Annotated in this window: 20 protein-coding genes; 14 read left to right on the top strand and 6 right to left on the bottom strand. The window is 64.3% G+C overall.

Features of this window, described 5'->3' with window-relative positions; all coding sequences use genetic code 11:
* Window positions 1-2: 2 nt before the first annotated feature.
* Window positions 3-254, bottom strand: a complete 252-nt coding sequence (locus QZ656_RS12825; RefSeq protein WP_291993753.1) for an acyl carrier protein — start codon at window positions 252-254, stop codon at window positions 3-5.
* A 341-nt stretch (window positions 255-595) separates the two neighbouring features.
* Between QZ656_RS12825 and QZ656_RS12820 the strand changes: the two genes are divergently transcribed.
* Complete coding sequence (locus QZ656_RS12820; protein ID WP_291993752.1) at window positions 596-1,105, top strand: adenylyltransferase/cytidyltransferase family protein; 510 nt, start codon at window positions 596-598, stop codon at window positions 1,103-1,105.
* A gap of 431 nt (window positions 1,106-1,536) precedes the next feature.
* Here QZ656_RS12820 and QZ656_RS12815 read toward each other — a convergent pair whose 3' ends face one another.
* The 5 genes from QZ656_RS12815 to QZ656_RS12795 form a co-directional block, all read right to left on the bottom strand.
* Window positions 1,537-1,986: a hypothetical protein gene (locus QZ656_RS12815; RefSeq protein ID WP_291993751.1), complete on the bottom strand. Its 450-nt coding sequence runs from the start codon at window positions 1,984-1,986 to the stop codon at window positions 1,537-1,539.
* 550 nt (window positions 1,987-2,536) lie between these two features.
* Window positions 2,537-2,956, bottom strand: coding sequence for a YajD family HNH nuclease (locus tag QZ656_RS12810; protein ID WP_291993750.1), 420 nt, complete (start codon window positions 2,954-2,956; stop codon window positions 2,537-2,539).
* A 47-nt stretch (window positions 2,957-3,003) separates the two neighbouring features.
* On the bottom strand, window positions 3,004-4,170 hold the full coding sequence (locus QZ656_RS12805) for an alkaline phosphatase family protein (protein ID WP_291993749.1): 1,167 nt from the start codon (window positions 4,168-4,170) through the stop codon (window positions 3,004-3,006).
* Window positions 4,171-4,281: 111 nt separating this feature from the next.
* A complete protein-coding gene (locus QZ656_RS12800) occupies window positions 4,282-6,090 on the bottom strand; it encodes a class I poly(R)-hydroxyalkanoic acid synthase (protein WP_291993748.1) in 1,809 nt (602 codons plus the stop codon).
* A 2-nt stretch (window positions 6,091-6,092) separates the two neighbouring features.
* Window positions 6,093-7,160 carry an MBL fold metallo-hydrolase gene (locus tag QZ656_RS12795; protein WP_291993747.1) on the bottom strand — a complete coding sequence of 356 codons (1,068 nt, stop codon included), beginning with the start codon at window positions 7,158-7,160 and terminating at the stop codon, window positions 6,093-6,095.
* A gap of 126 nt (window positions 7,161-7,286) precedes the next feature.
* Between QZ656_RS12795 and QZ656_RS12790 the strand changes: the two genes are divergently transcribed.
* The 13 genes from QZ656_RS12790 (at window position 7,287) to QZ656_RS12730 (ending at window position 19,852) form a co-directional block, all read left to right on the top strand.
* A complete protein-coding gene (locus QZ656_RS12790) occupies window positions 7,287-7,583 on the top strand; it encodes a hypothetical protein (RefSeq protein ID WP_291993746.1) in 297 nt (98 codons plus the stop codon).
* Window positions 7,584-7,608: 25 nt separating this feature from the next.
* Complete coding sequence (locus QZ656_RS12785; protein WP_291993745.1) at window positions 7,609-8,772, top strand: isovaleryl-CoA dehydrogenase; 1,164 nt, start codon at window positions 7,609-7,611, stop codon at window positions 8,770-8,772.
* A 143-nt stretch (window positions 8,773-8,915) separates the two neighbouring features.
* Window positions 8,916-10,058 (top strand): carbonate dehydratase, encoded by a 1,143-nt coding sequence (can, locus tag QZ656_RS12780; protein ID WP_291993744.1) that lies wholly within the window; start codon window positions 8,916-8,918, stop codon window positions 10,056-10,058.
* A complete protein-coding gene (locus QZ656_RS12775) occupies window positions 10,059-11,015 on the top strand; it encodes a DMT family transporter (protein ID WP_291993743.1) in 957 nt (318 codons plus the stop codon).
* Window positions 11,012-12,148, top strand: coding sequence for an acyl-CoA dehydrogenase (locus tag QZ656_RS12770; RefSeq protein WP_291993742.1), 1,137 nt, complete (start codon window positions 11,012-11,014; stop codon window positions 12,146-12,148). The genes QZ656_RS12775 and QZ656_RS12770 overlap by 4 nt, the downstream gene beginning before the upstream one ends.
* A 1-nt stretch (window position 12,149) precedes the next feature.
* Entirely contained in the window at window positions 12,150-12,608 is a 459-nt protein-coding gene (locus QZ656_RS12765) for a PaaI family thioesterase (RefSeq protein ID WP_291993741.1), read from the top strand.
* A gap of 39 nt (window positions 12,609-12,647) precedes the next feature.
* Window positions 12,648-13,235, top strand: coding sequence for a peroxiredoxin (locus QZ656_RS12760; protein ID WP_291993740.1), 588 nt, complete (start codon window positions 12,648-12,650; stop codon window positions 13,233-13,235).
* 241 nt (window positions 13,236-13,476) lie between these two features.
* On the top strand, window positions 13,477-14,079 hold the full coding sequence (locus QZ656_RS12755; protein ID WP_291993739.1) for a 2-hydroxychromene-2-carboxylate isomerase: 603 nt from the start codon (window positions 13,477-13,479) through the stop codon (window positions 14,077-14,079).
* Window positions 14,079-15,704, top strand: coding sequence for a carboxyl transferase domain-containing protein (locus QZ656_RS12750; protein WP_291993738.1), 1,626 nt, complete (start codon window positions 14,079-14,081; stop codon window positions 15,702-15,704). Before QZ656_RS12755 ends, QZ656_RS12750 begins: the two co-directional genes overlap by 1 nt.
* Before the next feature lie 9 nt (window positions 15,705-15,713).
* Window positions 15,714-16,508, top strand: coding sequence for an enoyl-CoA hydratase/isomerase family protein (locus tag QZ656_RS12745; protein ID WP_291993737.1), 795 nt, complete (start codon window positions 15,714-15,716; stop codon window positions 16,506-16,508).
* Between the two features lie 126 nt (window positions 16,509-16,634).
* Window positions 16,635-18,671 carry an acetyl/propionyl/methylcrotonyl-CoA carboxylase subunit alpha gene (locus QZ656_RS12740; RefSeq protein WP_291993736.1) on the top strand — a complete coding sequence of 679 codons (2,037 nt, stop codon included), beginning with the start codon at window positions 16,635-16,637 and terminating at the stop codon, window positions 18,669-18,671.
* A 1-nt stretch (window position 18,672) separates the two neighbouring features.
* Complete coding sequence (locus QZ656_RS12735; RefSeq protein ID WP_291993735.1) at window positions 18,673-19,596, top strand: hydroxymethylglutaryl-CoA lyase; 924 nt, start codon at window positions 18,673-18,675, stop codon at window positions 19,594-19,596.
* 31 nt (window positions 19,597-19,627) lie between these two features.
* Window positions 19,628-19,852 carry a DUF1289 domain-containing protein gene (locus QZ656_RS12730; RefSeq protein WP_291993734.1) on the top strand — a complete coding sequence of 75 codons (225 nt, stop codon included), beginning with the start codon at window positions 19,628-19,630 and terminating at the stop codon, window positions 19,850-19,852.
* Window position 19,853: the final 1 nt, after the last annotated feature.

Here is a 19,853-nt window from a genome sequence, read left to right as displayed (position 1 = left end):
GCCTACGCGGCCAGCTTACCTTGTACGAAGTCCGTCAGCGAGGCCAGCGTGGCGAATACCGAACCGTCGATTTCGTCGTCATCGACGGTAAACCCGAAACGTTCTTCGAGGGTGGTGATCAGCGCAACCACGGCCATCGAATCGAGTTCCGGAATCGCCCCGAGCAACGGCGTGCTCAGGGTAAACTCGCTGGCTCGTCCCTTGAGGCTCAAGACCTCGTCCAGAACCGCTACCACCTCACTCTTGGTATCCATCTTGTCTCCTGTAGCGGGAATCTTCCCGGTGCCGCCAGCCTGCTTGTCAGGCCGGGGGATCGTTTGAGCGGCGATTATACCGAGTCGGCTCATTGCCCTGCGTGCGATAGGTCACGGGCGACGATGATCGCAGCCGGTGATCGGGCACGCACTGCTCACGCCATCGAGCGGAGGGTACACGGGCGGACGGCGCCAGAGTGCTTGCGGCCAGCGCTGTTGCCACGGTGCAGCGCAGGCCTTGTCGGTCGGGCTGGCTGGTGAGAGACTGGCGCGTATCGCCGAGTGATCGGAGCTGTGCCGCGACGGCAAAGACGCCGAGAGCGTATTGGAGTGACTGATTAATGGCCGACTCGACCGCCCGGGCAAGCACCCGCCTGCCCGCTTTTGAAAGCAAGATCATCGCACCGGGCGAGTTCGCCTACCGGCTTGTCGCGGTGCCGCGGCCCTTGGTGTTCAGCAATGGCTGCTTCGACATCCTGCACCGCGGCCATGTGACGCTGCTCGCGCAGGCCCGTGCCTGTGGTGCGGCGCTGGTCGTCGCGCTGAACTCGGATGCCTCGGTCAAACGCCTCGGCAAAGGTGACGATCGCCCGGTGAATGCGCTGGCTGACCGGCTGGCGATCATCGCCGCGCTGGAGGCGGTGACGCTGGTCACCTGGTTCGACGAAGATACGCCGCTGCAACGCATTCTCGATTGCCGCCCCGATGTTCTCGTCAAGGGTGGCGACTGGCCGGTCGACAAGATTGTCGGCAACGGCGAAGTCGCCGGCTGGGGCGGGCGGGTACTGTCGATACCGTTCATCCACCAGACATCGACCAGTACGCTGCTCGACAAGATCCGCCGACTGTAGCGTCGCGCACGCCTTTGGCGCGTCGGCAAAGCGGCTAGCGGTCGAGGCTCAAGTGCCCTTTTCATGTTGTCGTGGATGTTCCTCTGTTCTCGCAGTGGGTTTATACGGAGTGAGATGCGAAAGGGGAACGGCTGAGTAAGGTCCGGTGGGTGTGCAGGCTTGGTCATCTGGATGGGGGGGGGGGGGGGGAAGCAGGTGTGGCTGGTAAGTTAACCAAGTTGGGGGGGGGTTTTGCTATTTTACAAGGTTGTGGCGCTCGGGGGTGTATGTGGACGATGGTTTGGGGGCGGGCGCGCGGTGGCGTCCAATGAGTTTTGGTCAAGGTTAAAAATTACTGGTGTCTTTTGGTGTTGGGTCGTATTGGCGGGTACAGGTTGGAGGCGAGGACCCACGGTGCGACGTGGGTGGCCACACACGGCTCTTTATATTCTCTATTTTCTGCTTCGAGGCCGTGCAGGTAGGTCGGGAGCAGGGAAAAGTGGGGGAGCGTGGTGGCGGGGAGGGGAAAGTGGAGACAAGAACCAATCAGGGGTGGAGCCGGGGTTGGTTTTATCCCCGGGATTCGCGGGTGGGCCGTCATATTTGTGGTTTTTTGCTTTTTGCGGTCGTGGGTTTTGTTTGTTTTTGTCATATTTATCTTTTTTTGGGCCCAGCCGGCGCAGCCACTGCAGCACAACCGGCAGGCGCGGTGGGCAGCACTCGGAAAAAAACCGCCGCGAAGAGAAGACCCGATTCCGGGAATCAACGCCGACGGCCTCATCGGGATTGACGCGGGTCAGCTTGCGAGCCAGGACGCGGCTCAGCGCCGCGACGTAAATGCTGTGCTCCCAAAGGCGCCGCGACAAGGCTGCGAACGGCAACATTTTCTTCGAGTTGAGCATGCTTCCTCTTGGCCTGTTGCGCCGTTCAGGAACGAGTTTCCTGCGTAGCTCGTGGGGCCTTCTATGCCGACCCGGACGTATCGCGCTGTAGTTCTTGTGATGTCGTGACGCGCCCCCTTTGAGGGTTGTCTGATTGTTGGTCGTTCTTCTGCTCGTGGGGTGCGATGTTTTCTTCAGCTGGCAATTGTTTTGTTGATTGTTGTATAAAGTTGCTCTTTTTGTTCTTTCGTCTGTCTTCATGATTTGGGTTTTCTGGATTATCTTGCTAACTTTCTGAAAATCAGGCGCGTTCTGGACGCAAGGTTTCGCTCTTCTGGCTGTTTTTGTGTGTCATGTCCTCTATCGGGAAAAGAACAGTTCACACCGTAAAGGCCGAGCGAGAGCGGCAGGAGGCGAAAGCTGATTTTTGGGTCATTTGGTGTTGTGGTGTCGAGGGGGTTTGTGTTTTTTCTGTGTTGTTTTTGCTTGTCTTGGCGGTATGTGCATACGAACGACTTCGCGGGACTGTGGGCTGCGGTACGCGGGCGGCCACGCGCGGGCGGGCGCTCGCTCAGCGCTTGGTGTGTTGTGTCTTTTTGTGTGCGGCGTTGTGGGCAACCTGCCGTGGCATTGTTTGTTGTGTTGTGTTCTTGGCTCTGTCCGCCACCGTGGCTGGGCCCCCCTGAGAGATTCCGGCCTGCCGGGCGGCTTCGGCGTCAAGTTGCCGGGAGTGTTCGTTGTCGTGGCAATAGAGGCAGAGCAACTCCCAGTTGCTGCCATCGCCAGGATTGTTGTCGTGGTTGTGGTCGCGGTGATGAACGGTCAGCTCGCGCAGGTTGAGGTGCGTGAACTCGCGAGTGCAGCGACCACAGATCCACGGGTAGATTTTCAAGGCCTGCTCGCGATAGCCGCTCTCGCGAGTCTGGCGCTGGCGAACGGCGTCGGCAATCAAACGATCGGTGTGCGCGCTCCTGGCGTTGTCCTGGGCCATGCTGGCCTCCTTGTCAAAATGGCTGTGGTATCGGGTAACAAGCCTTGCTAAACGCGCACCGCGATCAGTGGTACGCGCATCTCGTTGCTGCTGGTGCCGCCGTGGACGCCGAGCATGGTGTAGCGTTTTTCTTCCGGCAACCAGTCCTTGATCGTCCAGTTGTCCTTCATCAGCAAGGTGTAGTCACCGACGCGCGCCGACAGCTTCGGGTGATACGGCGGCGCGCCGAACCAGCCGGCGGCGATCAGTGCGTCGCTGTTGTAGAGATGGCAGGCGCGACCGAAGTGGCGGCGGACGTAGCTTTCGAAGGCCGGCCGATTGGCCGCCGCGACATAACAGTAGGCGACGCGGCGCTCGCCGCATAGCGGCCGCAGCAGGAGCGCAGCGAGTTGCGGATGCTCATCGAGATCGATCACTCGCCGGCCGGGCGAATCGATGAAACCGTGGTCGGCAGTGACCAGCAGCCAGCTGTCGCTGCCCTGCAGCAAGCGCAGCAGGGCGCCAAAATGGGCGTCAAACTCGGCCAGCGTCTGCTGCGCTTGCCGACTGTCGGTACCGTAGCGGTGCGAACGGCTGTCGAGGTCTGGATAGTAGGCATAGACGTAGCGCGGCGTCGCGCTTTCCTGCAGCAAGTCGCCGACGCCGGCGAACATCTCGGGCAGCGTGCGGTAGGCCAAGCTCTGCGCGCCGCGGGCATGCCAGGTGTTGAAGGCGCTGCCGGCGATGCTGTGCGGGGCGACCACCCAGGACTCGCGGTCAAGTTCTTGAAACAGTGACGGATGATCGAAAAGCTGCGGCGGCAGTTGCTCGGGGAGCCGCTTCGGCAACCCCGCGCGCGGCGTCAGCGGCAGGATCGCCAGGGTCTGGTCGATTTCCTGCAGGTGCATGTGCCAGCCGGTCAGGCCGTGTTGCGCCGGCGCCAGTCCGGTCATGAAGGTGGGGATCGCGCTGGCGGTGGTCGACGGGAACACCGAGGTCATGCTGCCGAGCAAGTGGCTCTGCAGGTGGCGGCTGGCGGGGTGTCTGGCGAGCGTGCGCAGACCCATCCCGTCGACGACCATCAGCAGCACGTGCCGTGCTTTGGCCAGCTGCGCCGCCGACAACAGCGCGAGCTGCGGGTAGTGCGTGCGGCGGCTGCCGCAGGCGGTGGCAATACTCTGCATCAGATTGACGATGCTGCCGCCAGCGTAGTCGGGAACCAGGGTCGAACTCATGATCGCACCATTCTACGTCAAGCCAGCGCCGACCGAGAGCTGGACTACTGACCGCGCTTGCTCGGGCAAAGGGTGTTGGCCGGCTTGCCGACGAACTCGCCGGCAGTCTGATCAGCACGCGGCTGGCGGCTCGAGCTGATCCGTGAGGTAGCGGCCAGGGGCATCCTCGATGACCTTGAGCGCGCGCTCGCCAGGGTGGCGCGCGGTGACCAGAGAATTGCCGTCTGGCTGCGCCATGAGCCACTGCTGCCAATCGTTCCACCATGATCCCGGGTGCCGGACGGCGTCGCGCAGGAAGTCGTCCGCGTGCTCCGGCAGGAGCTCGTTGGTCCAGTAGCCGTGGCGGCCGACGGCTGGCGGATTGACGATGCCTCCGACATGACCCGAGCCGCCAAGAACGAAGCGCAGCGGCCCGCGTGGCAGGCGCGCACTGCGGTAGCAGCTTTGCCACGGCGACACGTGGTCTTCGATGGTCGCCAGGAAATAGCACGGCAGTTTGACTTTGGCGACGTCGATGGCAACGCCGGCCACGGTGATGCCGCCCGCCTGCTGCAGGCGGTTCTCCTGGTAGAAGTTCTCCAGGCAGTAGCGGTGCAAGGCCGTCGGCAAACGCGTCGAATCGGCGTTCCAGTGCCAAAGGTCGGCCGGGAAGCGGTCCTTTCCGAGCAGGTAGCGGTTGACGACGAACGACCAGATCAGATCGTTGGCCTGCAGCATGGTGACGGTAGCCGCGTCTTGTGGGTTCTCGGCGTCCTTGCTGCTGGCGCTGGCCTGCCGTTGCTGGCTGGCCAGTGCGCCGAGTTCGCCGGGCTCGGCGAAATCGAGCAGGGTCGCCAGGAAGGTCGCCGACGCCGCACGGCGGTCGCCTCGAGCGGCCATGTAGGCGAGGGTGACCATCAGCAAGGTGCCGCCAAGACCGTAGCCGACGAGGTCGATCGCCTTCTCGCCCGTCGCCAGTTCAACGGCATCGACGGCCGCCAGCGAGCCTTCAAGCAAATAGTCTTCGAAGCTCTTTTGCGCCAGTTCCGGGCTGGGGTTGACCCAGCTGATGGCGAAAGTCGTGAAGCCCTGGCCAACGGCCCAGCCAATGAAGGAATCGTCCTGGTGCAGGTCGAGGATGTAGTACTTGTTGATCCACGGCGGAATGATCAGCAATGGCTTCCGGCACTGGTGGCTGCCCGCCGCTTGGTACTGGATCAACTGCAGCAGTTCGTTCTCGAAGACCACCTTGCCCGGCGTCGTCGCCAGTTCCTTGCCGACGCGGCCGGCGTCGCGGCCGGCCAGCGGTGCGCGTAGCGGTCCGTCGCCGCTTTGCAGGTCCTTGAGCAAGTGCTTCAGGCCCCGGCGCAGGTTCTTGCCCTTGCTGTTTACGGTTTCGCGCAGTACTTCCGGGTTGCTCAGGGCGAAGTTGCTCGGCGCCAGTGCGTCGATGTATTGCCGGGTGAGCTGATCGACCTTGTCCTGCGTCGCGTCGTCGAGTCCCTCGACTCTGGCCACCGCCTGGTGTACGTGGCGGGCGGTGATCAGGTAGGACTGTTTGATGAAGTCGAACAGGAAGCTGTCTTCCCACGCGGCGTCGGCGAAGCGCTGGTCGCCCCTGGCGGGTGGCGCGACAGCGTGGAAGGGCAAGCCCATGGTGCGCAGCGTCGATTGCTGCAAGAGCAGGCAGTGGTCGCGCATCATGGCCATCTGCGCTTGTGCCAGCCGGTACGGGCTGGCCAGCGCGTGCGCCGACAGGTCCATGAACGCCTTGGCAACTTCGAGCTCTTCGTTGGGAAACCAGAGGCCCTTCCTGGCCGTCTTCTTCATGTACTTGCGCAGCAGCTGCGAGGCGCGCCGTGCGACCTCGAGATAGCTGCCGACAAGCTCTGCAGCGGCGGGCAGCGAGCGCCCTGGGTCAGCCACCGGTGGTGGCGCCATCGTCAGCCTCCTTGGTCTTTTCCGGGTGGTCGGGCGGCGCCCTGCTTGCTGACAAAACGGATCAGGCCCCGGTCGTCCTCGATACGTTGCAGGCGGCCGGCGTGTTCGAGTCGATTCAGATGGGCGATGGCTTCGCCCATGGCGAACATCGTCTGGTGCGTGTCGAGATCCCTGGGGAACAGGGTAATCAGCAACTCGGCGGCGCTGTGCGGGGTGGCGCACGCCTCCTCGAGCAGCAGCAAGCGTTCTTCGTGGTGTGCGTGCAGCGCGTCCACGCGGTTCTCGATTCCGTGGAAAGGCAGTCCGTGCGAGGGCAGTACCAGTGTTTCCGGAGGCAGTTCGCGGTAACGGTCGATCGAGTCCAGGAAGTCGGCCAGCGAATCGGCCATCGGCGTGACTGCAAAAACGCTGATGTTGGTCGAGATCTTGGGCAGCAACATGTCGCCCGCGATCAGTACCCCGAGGTCGGGACTGTACAGCGCGGCGTGCTCGGGCGAGTGTCCGAAGCCGACGCGAACGCGCCAACGATGCGCGCCAATGCGCAACTCGTCGCCGTCAAACAGGCGCTGGTAGGCGGTCGGTAGCGTCGGTACGCCGCGGTTGTAGCCACCACTGCGGCGTTCGAGTGCTGCCCGGCGGTCGGCATCGAGTCCGTGCGCGCGGAACTGGCGGAGCATCGGCTGATTGCCGTGACCGCCGACCTCGTGCCACACCGCATGGGCCGTCAGGTACTCACCCAGCGTCATGTATACCGGCGCACCGGTCTCGTCTTGTAGCCAGGCAGCGAGACCCAGGTGATCGGGGTGGAAATGGGTCACGATGATCCGCGAGATGTGGCCGCCGCATGGCGTCGTCGACAAGCGGTCGAGGATTTGTCGCCAACAGTCCTTGACGGTGTCCAGCGCGAAGCCGGTGTCGACGATCGTCCAGCCATCGTCATCCTCGAGCAGCCAGAGGTTGATGTGATTCAGCGCGAAGGGGAGCGGCATGCGCAACCAGTGAATGCCGGGAGCGACCTCGAAGGTTTCTCCAGCGGCTGGCGGCGTCGCAAAAGGATAGTCTGGCAGCATTCGTCTATGGATTGTAAAAACGTCTGAAGTCTATAAACTTGCCGGCACAGTGGGCCGGCTTCAGATGCCCTCTGCAGCGAAGCATTCTACACGGATACACGTCATCCGACTCCGGACAGCCCCGCAGTGGAAAAGCAAAGCACAAGCTTCAGCAATTCCGATCTGGCGCGCGCAGTCCAGATTACGGCGCGATCGCACCCGCCTGGAGCTGGCACGGCGTGGCAAACCGCTCGGTTTCAGCCTGGCCGAGATCGCTTGCCTGGTCGGCATGAACGACACGGCGCACGACAAGAACAGCCAGTTGACCGAGTTTCTCAATGGCCCGAACAGCGCAAGGCGGCACTTTTGCAGCCGCATGAGGACCTCGAAGCGGTGCTGCAGACGATCATGGCGATGCCCGGCAAGCCGGAACATCAGCGCTGAAACAACCACTCAAGGAGCGAGAGACATGGAACATCCGAGCCTCAGTTTTGCCCACGGCGCGATCATCGACATGCTGCGCGACACCGTTCGCAGCTTTGCCGCGCGCGAGATTGCGCCGCGCGCTGAAGCCATTGATCGCGAAAACGTCTTTCCCGCCGACCTGTGGAAAAAGTTCGGCGACCTGGGCCTGCTCGGGATGACCGTCGAGGAGGAGTACGGTGGCACCGGCCTTGGCTATCTCGCGCACATCGTCGCCATGGAGGAAATCTCGCGCGCTTCGGCGAGCGTCGCGCTTTCCTACGGCGCGCACTCGAACCTCTGCGTCAATCAGATTCGCCGCAACGGCAACGCAGCCCAGCGCCAGAAATACCTGCCCAAACTGATCTCCGGCGAGCACGTCGGCGCACTGGCGATGTCGGAAGCCAACGCCGGTTCGGACGTCGTCAGCATGCGGCTGCGCGCCGAGCCCAGGGGCGACAGCTTCGTCCTCAACGGCAGCAAGATGTGGATTACCAACGGTGGTGACGCCGACGTCCTGGTGGTCTATGCCAAGACCGACGTCGCCGCCGGCGCCAAAGGAATCAGCGCGCTGATCGTCGAAAAAGGAATGCCAGGGTTCTCCTGCGGTAGCAAGCTCGACAAGCTGGGAATGCGCGGCTCCAACACCTACCCACTGTTCTTCGACGACTGCGAAGTGCCGGCCGAAAACGTCCTTGGCCAAATCAACGGCGGCGTACGCGTGCTGATGAGCGGCCTCGATTATGAGCGCGCGGTACTCGCCGGCGGCCCCTTGGGAATCATGGCGGCGGCGATGGATCTGACACTGCCCTACCTGCACGATCGCCAGCAGTTCGGCCAGTCGATCGGCGAGTTCCAGTTGATGCAGGGCAAGATCGCCGACATGTACACCACCTTCAACGTCTGTCGCGCCTACGTTTATGCCGTCGGTCAGGCCTGCGACCGCGGTGAGACGACGCGCAAGGACGCCGCCGGAGCGATTCTCTACGCGGCCGAGAAGGCCACCTGGATGGCCGGCGAGGCAATCCAGACACTTGGCGGCAACGGCTACATCAACGAGTATCCGGCCGGTCGCCTGTGGCGCGACGCCAAGCTCTACGAGATCGGTGCCGGCACCTCCGAAATCCGCCGCATGCTGATTGGCCGCGAACTGTTTGCCGACACGCTGTAAAACGCCATGAACGGCCTGGCGCCTGGCGGCGCGTCGACACCGCCAACGGCAATCGCTGTTCCGAGGCAATGGCCGCCAAGGCCGGCGTGCACGGTGCGCCCGGCACACGCCCGCAGTCGCTTCACACCATTTTCTGGACCATCATGACCACCACCCTTCACTCTCTTGGCGCTGACGACACGAAAGCCGTCGAGCACGTTCGCCAGTTCTTCCGCAACTACGCCGCGTGGCTCGGCGTTGACCTGTCTTTCCAGGGTTTTGAAGAGGAAATGGCGTCGCTGCCGGGCGCCTATGCGGCGCCGGCGGGTCGCCTGTTCTACGCGGAACGTAATGGCCAGCCGGCGGGCTGCGTCGGCATTCGCCCCTTCTCCGCCGGGCTCTGCGAGATGAAGCGGCTGTACGTCGAACCGCGGCATCGCGGCTTCGAAGTCGGCCGCGATCTGGCGCTGGCGGCGATCAAGGCGGCCAAGGAAATCGGTTATCGCAAGCTGCTCCTGGACACTCTGCCAGCGATGCGCGTGGCGGTGAAGCTGTACCGTGAACTGGGCTTCAAGGAAGCGCCGGCCTACTACCAGACGCCGCTCGAAGGGACCATGTTTCTCGCTCTCGACCTCGAGAACTGGTCCGCAGAAGAGGTCGCCAACGAGAACCTGTTCCACCTCTTCGATTTCAACCGCGCCTGGTCGGGTCGCATGCAGGAGGGTGACCCGGAGTACTTCCGCCGGCTGTCGCGGCTGCAAACACCCGAATACCTGTGGATCGGCTGCTCGGATTCGCGGGTACCGGCCAACGAGATCGTCGGCCTGCTGCCCGGCGAGATCTTCGTCCATCGCAACGTCGCCAACGTCGTCGTGCATACCGATCTCAACTGCCTGTCGGTGATCCAGTTCGCCGTCGATGCGCTCAAGGTCCGACACGTCATGGTCGTCGGCCATTACGGTTGTGGTGGCGTCAAGGCGGCGCTCAATCGCGACCGCGTCGGCCTGGTCGACATCTGGCTGCGGCACGTTCGCGACGTGCACGACAAGCACCTGGCGCGGGTCGATAGCCTGCCGCCGGAACGGCAGCACGATCGCCTGTGCGAGCTCAACGTCCTCGAGCAGGTGGCCAACGTCTGCCAGACCTTCGTCATCCAGGACGCCTGGCAGCGGCAGCAGCAGCTGACCGTGCACGGCTGGATCTACGGATTGGCCGATGGCCTGATGCGCGATCTCGGGTTCACCGTGCACCGTGCCGAAGACCTGCTGCCAAGCTACGTGGCAGCGCTCGAAGCGCTCGAGACCTGAGTGGCCGCCTTGTCGCCGACGCGGTCGGAGCCCGTCGCTGCGTCCCTGGCAACCTACCTCAAGCTGGTCGCTACCGCCCTGCTCTGGGGAGCGACCTGGATTGCCGGTCGCGTGGCGGTCAGCGAAGCGTCGCCGCTGGCCGTCGCCAGCTGGCGCTTTCTGCTCGCCGCGCTGGTTCTCGGCAGCTTGCTGGTGATTCGTGAAGGCTGGCCGCGCTGGTCGTTCAATGACTGGCTGCTGCTCAGCGCGCTCGGCGCCAGCGGCATCTTTCTTTACAACGTCTGCTTTCTCTACGGCATGACGATGATCCAGGCCGGCCGCGGCGCGCTGGTCGTCGCCCTGACGCCGGCCTTGATCGCCGCCAGCGACTGGCTGCTGTTCGACGCGCCGATGTCGCCAGCGAAGGCCGCGGGTATCGGTCTGGCGGCCTTCGGCTGCCTGCTGGTAGTCACCAACGGCGACCCCTACCGACTGTTCGCCGGCGAGGTTGGCCTGGGCGAATGGCTGATCGTCGGCTGCGCCGCCCTGTGGGCGATCTACACCTTCCTCGGGCGGCGCGCGACGCGCTCGCTGTCGCCGCTGGCGATGACTTTCGGCGCCAGCGTCACCGGTTGGCTGATGCTGACCATCGCCGCGCAGCTGCAGGGCTCGCTGTTCGCGATGGCGGCAACCACCTGGCGCGGCTGGAGCGCGATCGCTTTTCTCGGACTGTTCGGCACTGCGCTGGCTTTCACCTGGTACGCCGAAGCAGTCCAGCGCATCGGCGCGACGCGTTCGGGAGCGTTCATCAATCTGGTTCCGGTCAGCGCCGTCATTCTCGGCGCGCTACTGCTCGGCGAGCGGCTCGGGATCGCCGTCCTGAGCGGCGGCGCGCTAGTCATCATTGGCGTTATCATCACCAACCGCGCCGGCGCACGACTCGTCGCCGGTGCCCATAACAAGGAGAAGGCAGCATGATCTTGACCCAGGAGCAGGAAATGATCCGCGACTCGCTGCGCGAATTCGCGCGGGAGCGCCTGGCGCCCTTCGCCGGCGAATGGGACCGCAATCACAGCTTTCCAGCGGAAGCGCTGCGCGAGCTCGGCGAGCTCGGCGCGCTCGGCATGGTCGTTCCTGAACAGTGGGGGGGGGCCGGCATGGACTACATGTCGCTGGTGCTGGTGATCGAAGAAATCGCTGCCGGCGACGGCGCGACGTCGACCATCGTCAGCGTCCAGAACTCGCTGGCCTGCGGCATCACCATGAAATACGGCACCGACGAGCAGAAGGAAACCTGGCTGAAACCGCTGGCGCGCGGCGAGAAACTCGGCTGCTTCTGCCTCACCGAACCGCATACCGGCTCCGACGCCGCGGCGATCACCACCCGCGCCGACCGCGATGGCGACGATTTCGTCCTCAACGGCGTCAAGCAGTTCATCACCACCGGCAAGTACGGCCAGGTGGCGATCGTTTTCGCGGTCACCGACAAGAGTGCCGGCAAGAAGGGCATTTCGTGTTTTTTGGTGCCGACCGATACACCCGGCTACATCGTCGCGCGCATCGAGGAGAAGATGGGCCAGCGCGCTTCCGATACCGCGCAGATCCTGTTCGAGAACTGCCGTGTTCCGGCTTCCTGTCTGCTCGGCAAGGAAGGTGATGGTTACCGGATTGCGCTGTCCAATCTCGAAGCCGGTCGCATCGGCATCGCCGCGCAGTCGGTCGGCATGGCGCGCGCCGCTTTCGAGGCCGCGGTCCAGTACGCCAAGGACCGCGAGACCTTCGGCAAGCCGATCATCGAGCACCAGGCGGTCAGCTTTCGCCTCGCCGACATGGCCACGCAGATCGACGCAGCGCGGTTGCTGGTGTGGCGCGCCGCGACCTTCAAGGACGCCGGCAAGCCCTGCCTGAAGGAAGCTTCGATGGCCAAGATGTTCGCCTCGGAGATGGCCGAAAAGGTCTGTTCCGACGCCATCCAGATCCTCGGCGGCTACGGCTACGTCAGCGATTTCCCGGTCGAGCGGATCTACCGCGACGTCCGCGTCTGCCAGATTTACGAGGGCGCCAACGATATCCAGCGGCTGGTCATCGGTCGCGCCGTCGCCGACGCCTGACATGGGCCGCCACACGCTTCGGCCGGGCGTAGATACCACCTCGCTAAACGCCCGCTCACCAGGGCATCTGCCCGGCTGGCTGGGAATGGACGTACTGGCGATCGAACCCGGAAAATTGCACGCCAGTCTGCTCATCCGCCCCGAGATGCTGGCGCCAAACGGCTTCCTGCACGCGGCAACGGTCGTTGCGCTGGCCGATACCGCCGCCGGCTACGCGACCTTCGCGCACCTGCCGGCAGGTGCCGATGGCTTCACGACAATCGAGTTGAAGACCAACTTTTTCGGGACACTGACCGAAGGGCTGCTGCTGTGCGAAGCTACGGCCGCGCACTGTGGTCGCACGACGCAGGTCTGGGACGCCGAAGTCAGCAGCGAAGACGGCCGCCGCCTGGCCTTGTTTCGTTGCACGCAGATGGTGTTGTGGCCGAAGGTCGCCGTGCCGGCCGCGGCCGGCGGGTGACCCGGATGAACCCGCGGAATTCGCCAACAGGAGCCCTGCATGGCTAAAGAGTTCTTCCCGCTGCCGGCAAACCTGCCGGTGCCGATCGACGACGGCGCGGCGGCACACCTGCGCGGCCTGTCCTTGCCCGATCTGGCACTGCCAAGTACCGACGGGTCTTCGGTAAAGCTCGCCGAGTTGAGCGGCCGCCGGGTGATTTACGTCTATCCAAGGACCGGTCAGCCGGGCGTCGACGTGCCGGAGGGTTGGGACGCGACGCCCGGGGCACGCGGCTGTACGCCGCAGTCCTGCGCTTTTCGCGACCACTTTGCCGAACTTGCAGCGTTGGCAGCCGGAGTCTTCGGACTCAGTTCGCAGACCACCGCGTATCAACGCGAAGCGCGCGATCGCCTGCATTTGCCGTTCGAACTGCTCAGCGACAGCGCCTTGCAGCTCGAGACGAAGCTCGGACTGCCGACCTTCGACGTGGCGGGAATGCACTTGTTCAAACGGCTGACGCTGATTGTCGAGGACGCGCGCATCACGCAGGTGTTCTACCCGGTTTTCCCTCCCGATCAAAATGCCGAAGACGTTGTGCGCTGGCTGCAAGAGAACACCGCTCGTGGTCAAGGCGCCGTTGATCCTTGATCTCCGGCAAAACCAATGAACCATTGTGATCATGCCGCAGCAATCATCGATTTTCTGTCGACTGGCTCGAATGCTAATCGGGGAACGATTTCCCTTTGTCGGACACCGACCTGCTCGAGCAACCCGGGAGCAAGGTGACAAAGGCGTTAATTGCCTGGCTGCCATCGCTCCGCAGCGATGTCGCTGCCCCGGACGCCCGGACTGAATGGTCAGGCGCTCCAGCCATTGGGAGAACCAAACCATGCCGGACCCCCTCGATTTCTACTTTGATTTTTCGTCGCCCTATGGCTACCTGGCGTCCGAGAAAATCGACGAACTGGCGGCGCGCCACGGGCGCACGGTCAGGTGGAGGCCGATTCTTCTCGGCGTGGTGTTCAAGCACACCGGCGCCGCGCCGCTGACGCTGGTGCCGCTGAAAGGCGAGTACTCGGAGCACGACTTTTCGCGGTCGGCGCGTTTCCTAGACGTCCCCTACGAGCATCCCGAGAAGTTTCCGCTCGCCACGCAACACGCCGCGCGCACATACTACTGGCTGTACGATCAGGACGCCGAAACGGCGCGCGCCTTCGCGCACTCGGTATTCCGCGCGCTTTATGTCGAGGGGCGCGACGTCTCCGACCGAGACGTCGTGATGGAAGTGGCTGCCGGGCATGGCGCCGACCGCGATACGCTGGCCGAGGCGCTCGCCGCTCCGGCGTTGAAGGCACGGCTGAAAGGCGAGGTAGACGCCGCACTGGCCAGGGGAGTTTTCGGCTCGCCGTACATCGTTGTCGACGGTGAGCCATTTTTTGGTGTTGACCGGCTGCCGCAACTTGAACGCTGGCTAGCCCGTGGAGGTTTCTGATGCCCGTCCTGCAAACTCAGCTCAACGCGCGTAGTGCCGACTTCAAGGCCAACCACGACGCGATGCGCTTCGTCGTCTCCGACCTGCGCGCGACGGTCGCGCGGATCGCCCTCGGCGGTCCCGAGGCGGCGCGTCAGAAGCACCTGGCACGCGGCAAGCTGCTGCCGCGCGAGCGCGTCAATGCACTGGTCGACCCGGGTTCGCCCTTCGTCGAGCTGTCGCAGCTCGCCGCTTACGGGATGTACGGCGGCAAGGGGGGGCACCCCTTCGAGGTGCCGGCGGCGTCGCTGATCACCGGCATCGGGCGGGTCAATGGCGTCGAATGCATGATCGTCGCCAACGACGCGACGGTAAAGGGCGGCACCTATTACCCACTGACCGTCAAGAAGCACCTGCGCGCGCAGGAGATTGCCGGCGAGAACCGCCTGCCGTGCATCTATCTGGTCGACTCGGGTGGCGCTTTCCTGCCGATGCAGGAAGACGTCTTTCCCGACAAGGAGCACTTCGGCCGCATTTTCTACAACCAGGCCAAGCTGTCGGCAGCCGGCATCCCGCAGATCGCCGCGGTCATGGGCTCGTGCACCGCCGGCGGCGCCTACGTGCCGGCGATGTCCGACGAGTCGATCATCGTCAAGGACCAGGGAACGATCTTCCTGGGCGGACCACCGTTGGTCAAGGCGGCGACCGGCGAGGTCGTCAGCGCCGAGGATCTGGGTGGCGCCGACGTCCATACGCGCATCTCGGGCGTCGCCGATCACTACGCCGAGAACGATGCGCACGCGCTGGCAATCGCCCGCCGCATCGTCGGCAACCTCAACTGGCGCAAGCGGCCGCCGCTGGCGCTGAGCGAGCCGCGGCCGCCGCTATACCCGGCGGAAGAACTGTACGGGGTGATTCCAACCGACACCAAGAAGCCCTTCGACGTCCGTGAGATCATCGCCCGGATCGTCGACGGATCCGATTTCGACGAGTTCAAGGCGCGCTACGGGACGACCATCGTCTGCGGCTTCGCGCGCGTCTGGGGTTACCCGATCGGCATCGTCGCCAACAACGGCATCCTGTTTTCCGAGTCTTCGCTGAAGGCCGCCCATTTCATCGAACTGTGCGCGCAACGCGGCATCCCGCTGCTTTTTCTGCAGAACATCACGGGTTTCATGGTCGGTCGCAAGTACGAAAACGGCGGCATTGCCCGCGACGGTGCCAAAATGGTTACCGCCGTCGCCTGCGCCCGAGTGCCGAAGTTCACGATCGTCATCGGCGGCTCTTTTGGCGCCGGCAACTATGGCATGTGCGGCCGCGCCTACTCGCCGCGCTTCCTGTGGATGTGGCCGAACGCGCGCATTTCGGTGATGGGCGGCGAGCAGGCGGCGGCGGTTCTGGCGACCGTCAGACGCGACGGACTCGAAGCCGCCGGCAAGACCTGGAGTGCCGCCGATGAAGAGGCTTTCAGGGCGCCGATCCGCGAGCAGTACGAGGCGCAGGGTCACCCCTACTACGCCAGTGCGCGACTGTGGGATGATGGCGTGATCGACCCTGCCGACACGCGCCGGCTTCTCGGTCTCGGCTTGTCGGCGGCGATGAACGCCGAAGCCGAAGCAACGAAATTCGGCATTTTCCGGATGTAAAGGCTATTGATGAGCGACTACCAATTCATTATTACCGAGGTCGACGGCGGCGTCGGCATGCTGACGCTGAACAAGGCACACCGTCACAACGCTTTCGACGACGAATTGATCGCCGAGATGACCGCCGCTCTGCGCGAACTCGACGCCGACCCGGAAGTTCGTGCGGTGGTCTTGTCGTCGACCGGCAAGAGCTTCTGTGCCGGCGCCGATCTGCACTGGATGCGTCGCGCCGCTGGCTATTCTGCCGAGGAGAACCTGCGCGACGCCAACCAGCTCGCCGATCTGCTGGCGACGCTCAACGAACTCTCGAAGCCGACAATCGCGCGCGTGCAGGGTCCGGCTTACGGTGGCGGAGTTGGCCTGATCGCCGCCTGCGACATTGCCGTCGGCAGCTACGATGCGCTCTTTTCACTCAGCGAAGTGAAGTTGGGGATCATCCCGGCGGTGATCAGCCCCTACGTGCTGGCGGCGATCGGCGAGCGCTACTGCCGCCGCTACATGCTCACGGCCGAGCGTTTTTCGGCCGCCGAGGCGTACCGGATCGGGCTGCTGCACGAAATCGTTCCCGGTGACGAGCAACTCGACGAGGCCATCGGCGAAATCCTCGACGCGCTGCTGATCAATGGCCCGTGTGCACAAGCCGAGTGCAAGGCGCTGATCCGCATCGTCGCCGGGCAGCCGATCGACGAGCCGACAATCACCGAAACCGCGCAGCGCATCACGCGCGTCCGCGCCAGCCCGGAAGGACAGGAAGGTCTGTCGGCTTTCCTCGAAAAAAGATCGCCGAACTGGATCGCCGAGTGAGCGGCCGGGCCACGGCGCCACGGCGCCCGAAATTCAGGATGCCTCTCCTTGCGGCTTGCCGCTGTTGACCAGTGACCATGCCTTCGCCGCGCGCAGGCGCTGGCGGAGGGGGTGAAAGGTGCTTCGATGTTCAGCAAGATTCTGATTGCCAATCGCGGTGAGATCGCCTGTCGGGTGATCAAGAGCGCGCGGCGGATGGGTGTGCGTACCGTCGCCGTTTATTCGGAAGCCGACGCCAACGCCCGCCACGTGCGCCTGGCCGATGAGGCGGTGTGCATCGGGCCGGCGGCCGCTCGCCAATCGTATCTGGTCGGCGCGACGATCCTCGACGCCGCCAGGCGAACCGGCGCGCAGGCCGTTCATCCGGGCTACGGCTTCCTGTCCGAGAACGAGCACTTTGCCGAGGCGTGTGCGGCCGCCGGAATCGTCTTCATCGGACCGCCGGCGGCGGCGATCCGCGCCATGGGTTCGAAGTCGGCGGCCAAGGCGATCATGAGCGCTGCCGGCGTGCCGGTGACGCCGGGCTACCACGGTGACGACCAGGAGCCCGCGCTGCTGCAGCAGGAGGCCGACGCCATCGGCTATCCGGTGCTGATCAAGGCGGCGGCCGGCGGCGGTGGCAAGGGCATGCGACTGGTCGAGCGCAGCGACGATTTTGCCGCTGCGCTGGCTTCGTGCCAGCGCGAAGCCAGCGCGTCCTTCGCCTCGGACAAGGTGCTGATCGAGAAGTATCTGAGCCGTTCGCGGCATATCGAATTTCAGATCTTCGCCGATACGCACGGTAATTGCGTCTATCTCTTCGAACGCGACTGCTCGGTACAGCGTCGCCACCAGAAGGTTCTCGAGGAAGCGCCGGCACCGGGAATGACGGCGGTCCGCCGGGCGGCGATGGGCGAGGCGGCGGTCGACGCCGCGCGAGCGGTCGGCTACGTCGGCGCCGGCACCGTCGAGTTCATCACCAGCGACACTTTCGCGCACGACGGCCGCTTCTATTTCATGGAGATGAACACCCGTCTGCAGGTCGAGCATCCGGTAACCGAGATGGTCACCGGGCAGGATCTGGTCGAATGGCAGTTGCGCGTCGCCAGTGGCGAAGCACTGCCCTTGCGCCAGGATCAGCTCGATATTCGCGGCCATGCGCTGGAAGCGCGCATTTATGCCGAGAATCCCGAGAACGATTTCCTGCCGTCGACCGGCCATCTGGTGCACCTCGCGCCGCCACTGGAGAGCCTCAACGTTCGCGTCGATACGGGTGTCGAAGAGGGTGACGAGATTACGCCGTTCTACGACCCGATGATTGCCAAACTGATCGTCTGGGACGTCGACCGCGATGCGGCGCTGGCGCGGATGTGGCAGGCGCTGGCCGACTACCGCGTCGTCGGCGTCAACACCAACATCGACTTCCTGGCGCGCCTGGTGGTCTGCCCGGCCTTCGCCAACGCCGATCTCGACACCAGCCTGATCGAGCGCAGCCGCGACTTCCTCTTTCCGGCGCACGGAGAGCCGCCCAAGAACGTCTTCTTCGTCGCCGCGGTCGCTGGTTTGCTGCGCGATCAGGCGGCCGCGGTCGTCAAGGGCAGCCGCTCGGGAGACCCCTGGTCGCCCTGGAGTTCGCACGACGGCTGGCGGCTGAATATCCAGGCACGGCGGACGATCAACTATCGTAGCGGCGACCGCCTGCACGAGGTCGTCGTCGCCTACGAGGCCGATGGCTGGCGTTTAACGCTGGGCAACGAGTCGGTGATGGCGCGTGGCCGTTTCCTCGACAGCGGCCGCTTTGCCGGCCAGCTGGCGGTCGAGCTCGACGATCGCCGCCTGGTAGCCAGCGTCATCGCCGTCACCGAGAAGAACGAGCACAAGCGACACGTCTTTCTCAATGGCAGCAACTACGTGATCGTGCGCGACGACCCGCTGCACCTGGTCGAAGCCGGCGGCACGCACGGCGGCGGCCTGACGGCGCCGATGCCCGGCAAAGTCGTCGCCTTGCTGGCGGTGGTCGGCCAGCAGGTCGAGAAGGGCGCGCCCTTGCTGATCCTCGAAGCGATGAAAATGGAACATACGATCACCGCGCCGAAGAACGGTACCGTCAAGGCCTTCTGCTACGCGGCCGGCGAGCAGGTCGCCGACGGCGCCGAACTCGTCGACTTCGCCGCGGAGAAATGAAATGGCGCTGCCAAAACGGGTGAAGTTGGTCGAGGTTGGACCGCGCGACGGCCTGCAGAACGAGCCGCAGATCGTTCCGACGGCGATCAAGGTCGAGCTGATCGAACGTCTGGCCGACGCCGGGCTGTCGGTCGTCGAGGCAACGTCCTTCGTGTCGCCGCGCTGGGTGCCGCAGATGGGCGACAACAGCGAAGTGCTACGGGCGCTGCTGGCCAGCCCGCGGCGCCGACCGCAGGTGTCGTACCCGGTGCTGACGCCCAACCTCAAGGGTTTCGATGCGGCGATCGAAGCCGGCGCGCAAGAGGTGGCGATCTTCGGCGCGGCGTCGGAAACGTTCTCGCAGAAAAACATCAACTGCAGCGTCGCCGAGAGCCTGAAGCGCTTCGCCGCGGTGGTCGACGCGGCCAGCGCGCTCGAAATCCCAGTGCGTGGCTACGTGTCCTGCGTCGTCGCTTGTCCTTACGAGGGCGTCATCGACCCGCAGCGAACGGCGTGGGTCGCCAGGCAGCTGCTCGACATGGGTTGCTACGAGGTCTCGCTGGGCGATACCATCGGTGCCGGGACGCCAGCAGCGGTGCGGCGGATGATCGAGGCGTGTGCCGCGGTGGTGCCGATCAAGCGCCTGGCCGGGCATTACCACGACACCTACGGGATGGCGATTGCCAACATCTACGCGTCGCTCGAAATGGGCATGGCGGTGTTCGACAGCTCGATCGCCGGCCTCGGTGGTTGTCCGTACGCGGCCGGCGCGAGCGGCAACGTGGCCACCGAAGACGTCGTTTACCTGCTCGACGGACTGGCCATCGAAAGCGGCGTGGACCTTGGCAAACTGCTCGCCGCTGGCCAGTTCATCACGCGTCACCTGGGTCGCGAATCGGCGTCGAAAGCCGCCCGTGCGCTGCTTGCCCGGCGCGACGCCGGATGAGTGCCGTAGCCTCAATTGGAAGGAACGTGTCGTGAGCCAAGCCCTTTCCTCGCCGTGCATCAACGTCTGCCGGATCGATGACGATAGCGGCCTCTGTCTTGGTTGCTTCCGGACGATCGAAGAAATCGCCGTCTGGAGCCGCGCCGCCGATCCGCAACGCCTGCAGATCCTGTTGGCCGTCGAACGTCGGCGCGTCGACCACGACCCACACGGCTGTGCCTCGGGTGGCGAGTTTCGTGGCGACTGCGAGCGCTGAG

Source organism: Candidatus Accumulibacter sp. ACC003 (assembly GCF_907163085.1).
In the GTDB taxonomy this organism is placed as follows: domain Bacteria; phylum Pseudomonadota; class Gammaproteobacteria; order Burkholderiales; family Rhodocyclaceae; genus Accumulibacter.
Note: the sequence above shows the minus strand (reverse complement) of the source record. Positions and strands in the feature narration are given on the sequence as shown.

What these genes read in the sequence shown, in the direction of transcription:
- QZ656_RS12760 (WP_291993740.1), top strand. Translation starts at nt 12,648, where the DNA reads ATGGCTAAAGAGTTCTTCCCGCTGCCGGCAAACCTGCCGGTGCCGATC.
- QZ656_RS12815 (WP_291993751.1), bottom strand. Translation starts at nt 1,986, where the DNA reads ATGCTCAACTCGAAGAAAATGTTGCCGTTCGCAGCCTTGTCGCGGCGC.
- QZ656_RS12745 (WP_291993737.1), top strand. Translation starts at nt 15,714, where the DNA reads ATGAGCGACTACCAATTCATTATTACCGAGGTCGACGGCGGCGTCGGC.
- QZ656_RS12765 (WP_291993741.1), top strand. Translation starts at nt 12,150, where the DNA reads ATGGGCCGCCACACGCTTCGGCCGGGCGTAGATACCACCTCGCTAAAC.
- QZ656_RS12825 (WP_291993753.1), bottom strand. Translation starts at nt 254, where the DNA reads ATGGATACCAAGAGTGAGGTGGTAGCGGTTCTGGACGAGGTCTTGAGC.
- QZ656_RS12795 (WP_291993747.1), bottom strand. Translation starts at nt 7,160, where the DNA reads ATGCTGCCAGACTATCCTTTTGCGACGCCGCCAGCCGCTGGAGAAACC.
- QZ656_RS12810 (WP_291993750.1), bottom strand. Translation starts at nt 2,956, where the DNA reads ATGGCCCAGGACAACGCCAGGAGCGCGCACACCGATCGTTTGATTGCC.
- QZ656_RS12800 (WP_291993748.1), bottom strand. Translation starts at nt 6,090, where the DNA reads ATGGCGCCACCACCGGTGGCTGACCCAGGGCGCTCGCTGCCCGCCGCT.
- QZ656_RS12740 (WP_291993736.1), top strand. Translation starts at nt 16,635, where the DNA reads ATGTTCAGCAAGATTCTGATTGCCAATCGCGGTGAGATCGCCTGTCGG.
- QZ656_RS12805 (WP_291993749.1), bottom strand. Translation starts at nt 4,170, where the DNA reads ATGAGTTCGACCCTGGTTCCCGACTACGCTGGCGGCAGCATCGTCAAT.
- QZ656_RS12735 (WP_291993735.1), top strand. Translation starts at nt 18,673, where the DNA reads ATGGCGCTGCCAAAACGGGTGAAGTTGGTCGAGGTTGGACCGCGCGAC.
- QZ656_RS12820 (WP_291993752.1), top strand. Translation starts at nt 596, where the DNA reads ATGGCCGACTCGACCGCCCGGGCAAGCACCCGCCTGCCCGCTTTTGAA.
- QZ656_RS12770 (WP_291993742.1), top strand. Translation starts at nt 11,012, where the DNA reads ATGATCTTGACCCAGGAGCAGGAAATGATCCGCGACTCGCTGCGCGAA.
- QZ656_RS12755 (WP_291993739.1), top strand. Translation starts at nt 13,477, where the DNA reads ATGCCGGACCCCCTCGATTTCTACTTTGATTTTTCGTCGCCCTATGGC.
- QZ656_RS12785 (WP_291993745.1), top strand. Translation starts at nt 7,609, where the DNA reads ATGGAACATCCGAGCCTCAGTTTTGCCCACGGCGCGATCATCGACATG.
- QZ656_RS12750 (WP_291993738.1), top strand. Translation starts at nt 14,079, where the DNA reads ATGCCCGTCCTGCAAACTCAGCTCAACGCGCGTAGTGCCGACTTCAAG.
- can (WP_291993744.1), top strand. Translation starts at nt 8,916, where the DNA reads ATGACCACCACCCTTCACTCTCTTGGCGCTGACGACACGAAAGCCGTC.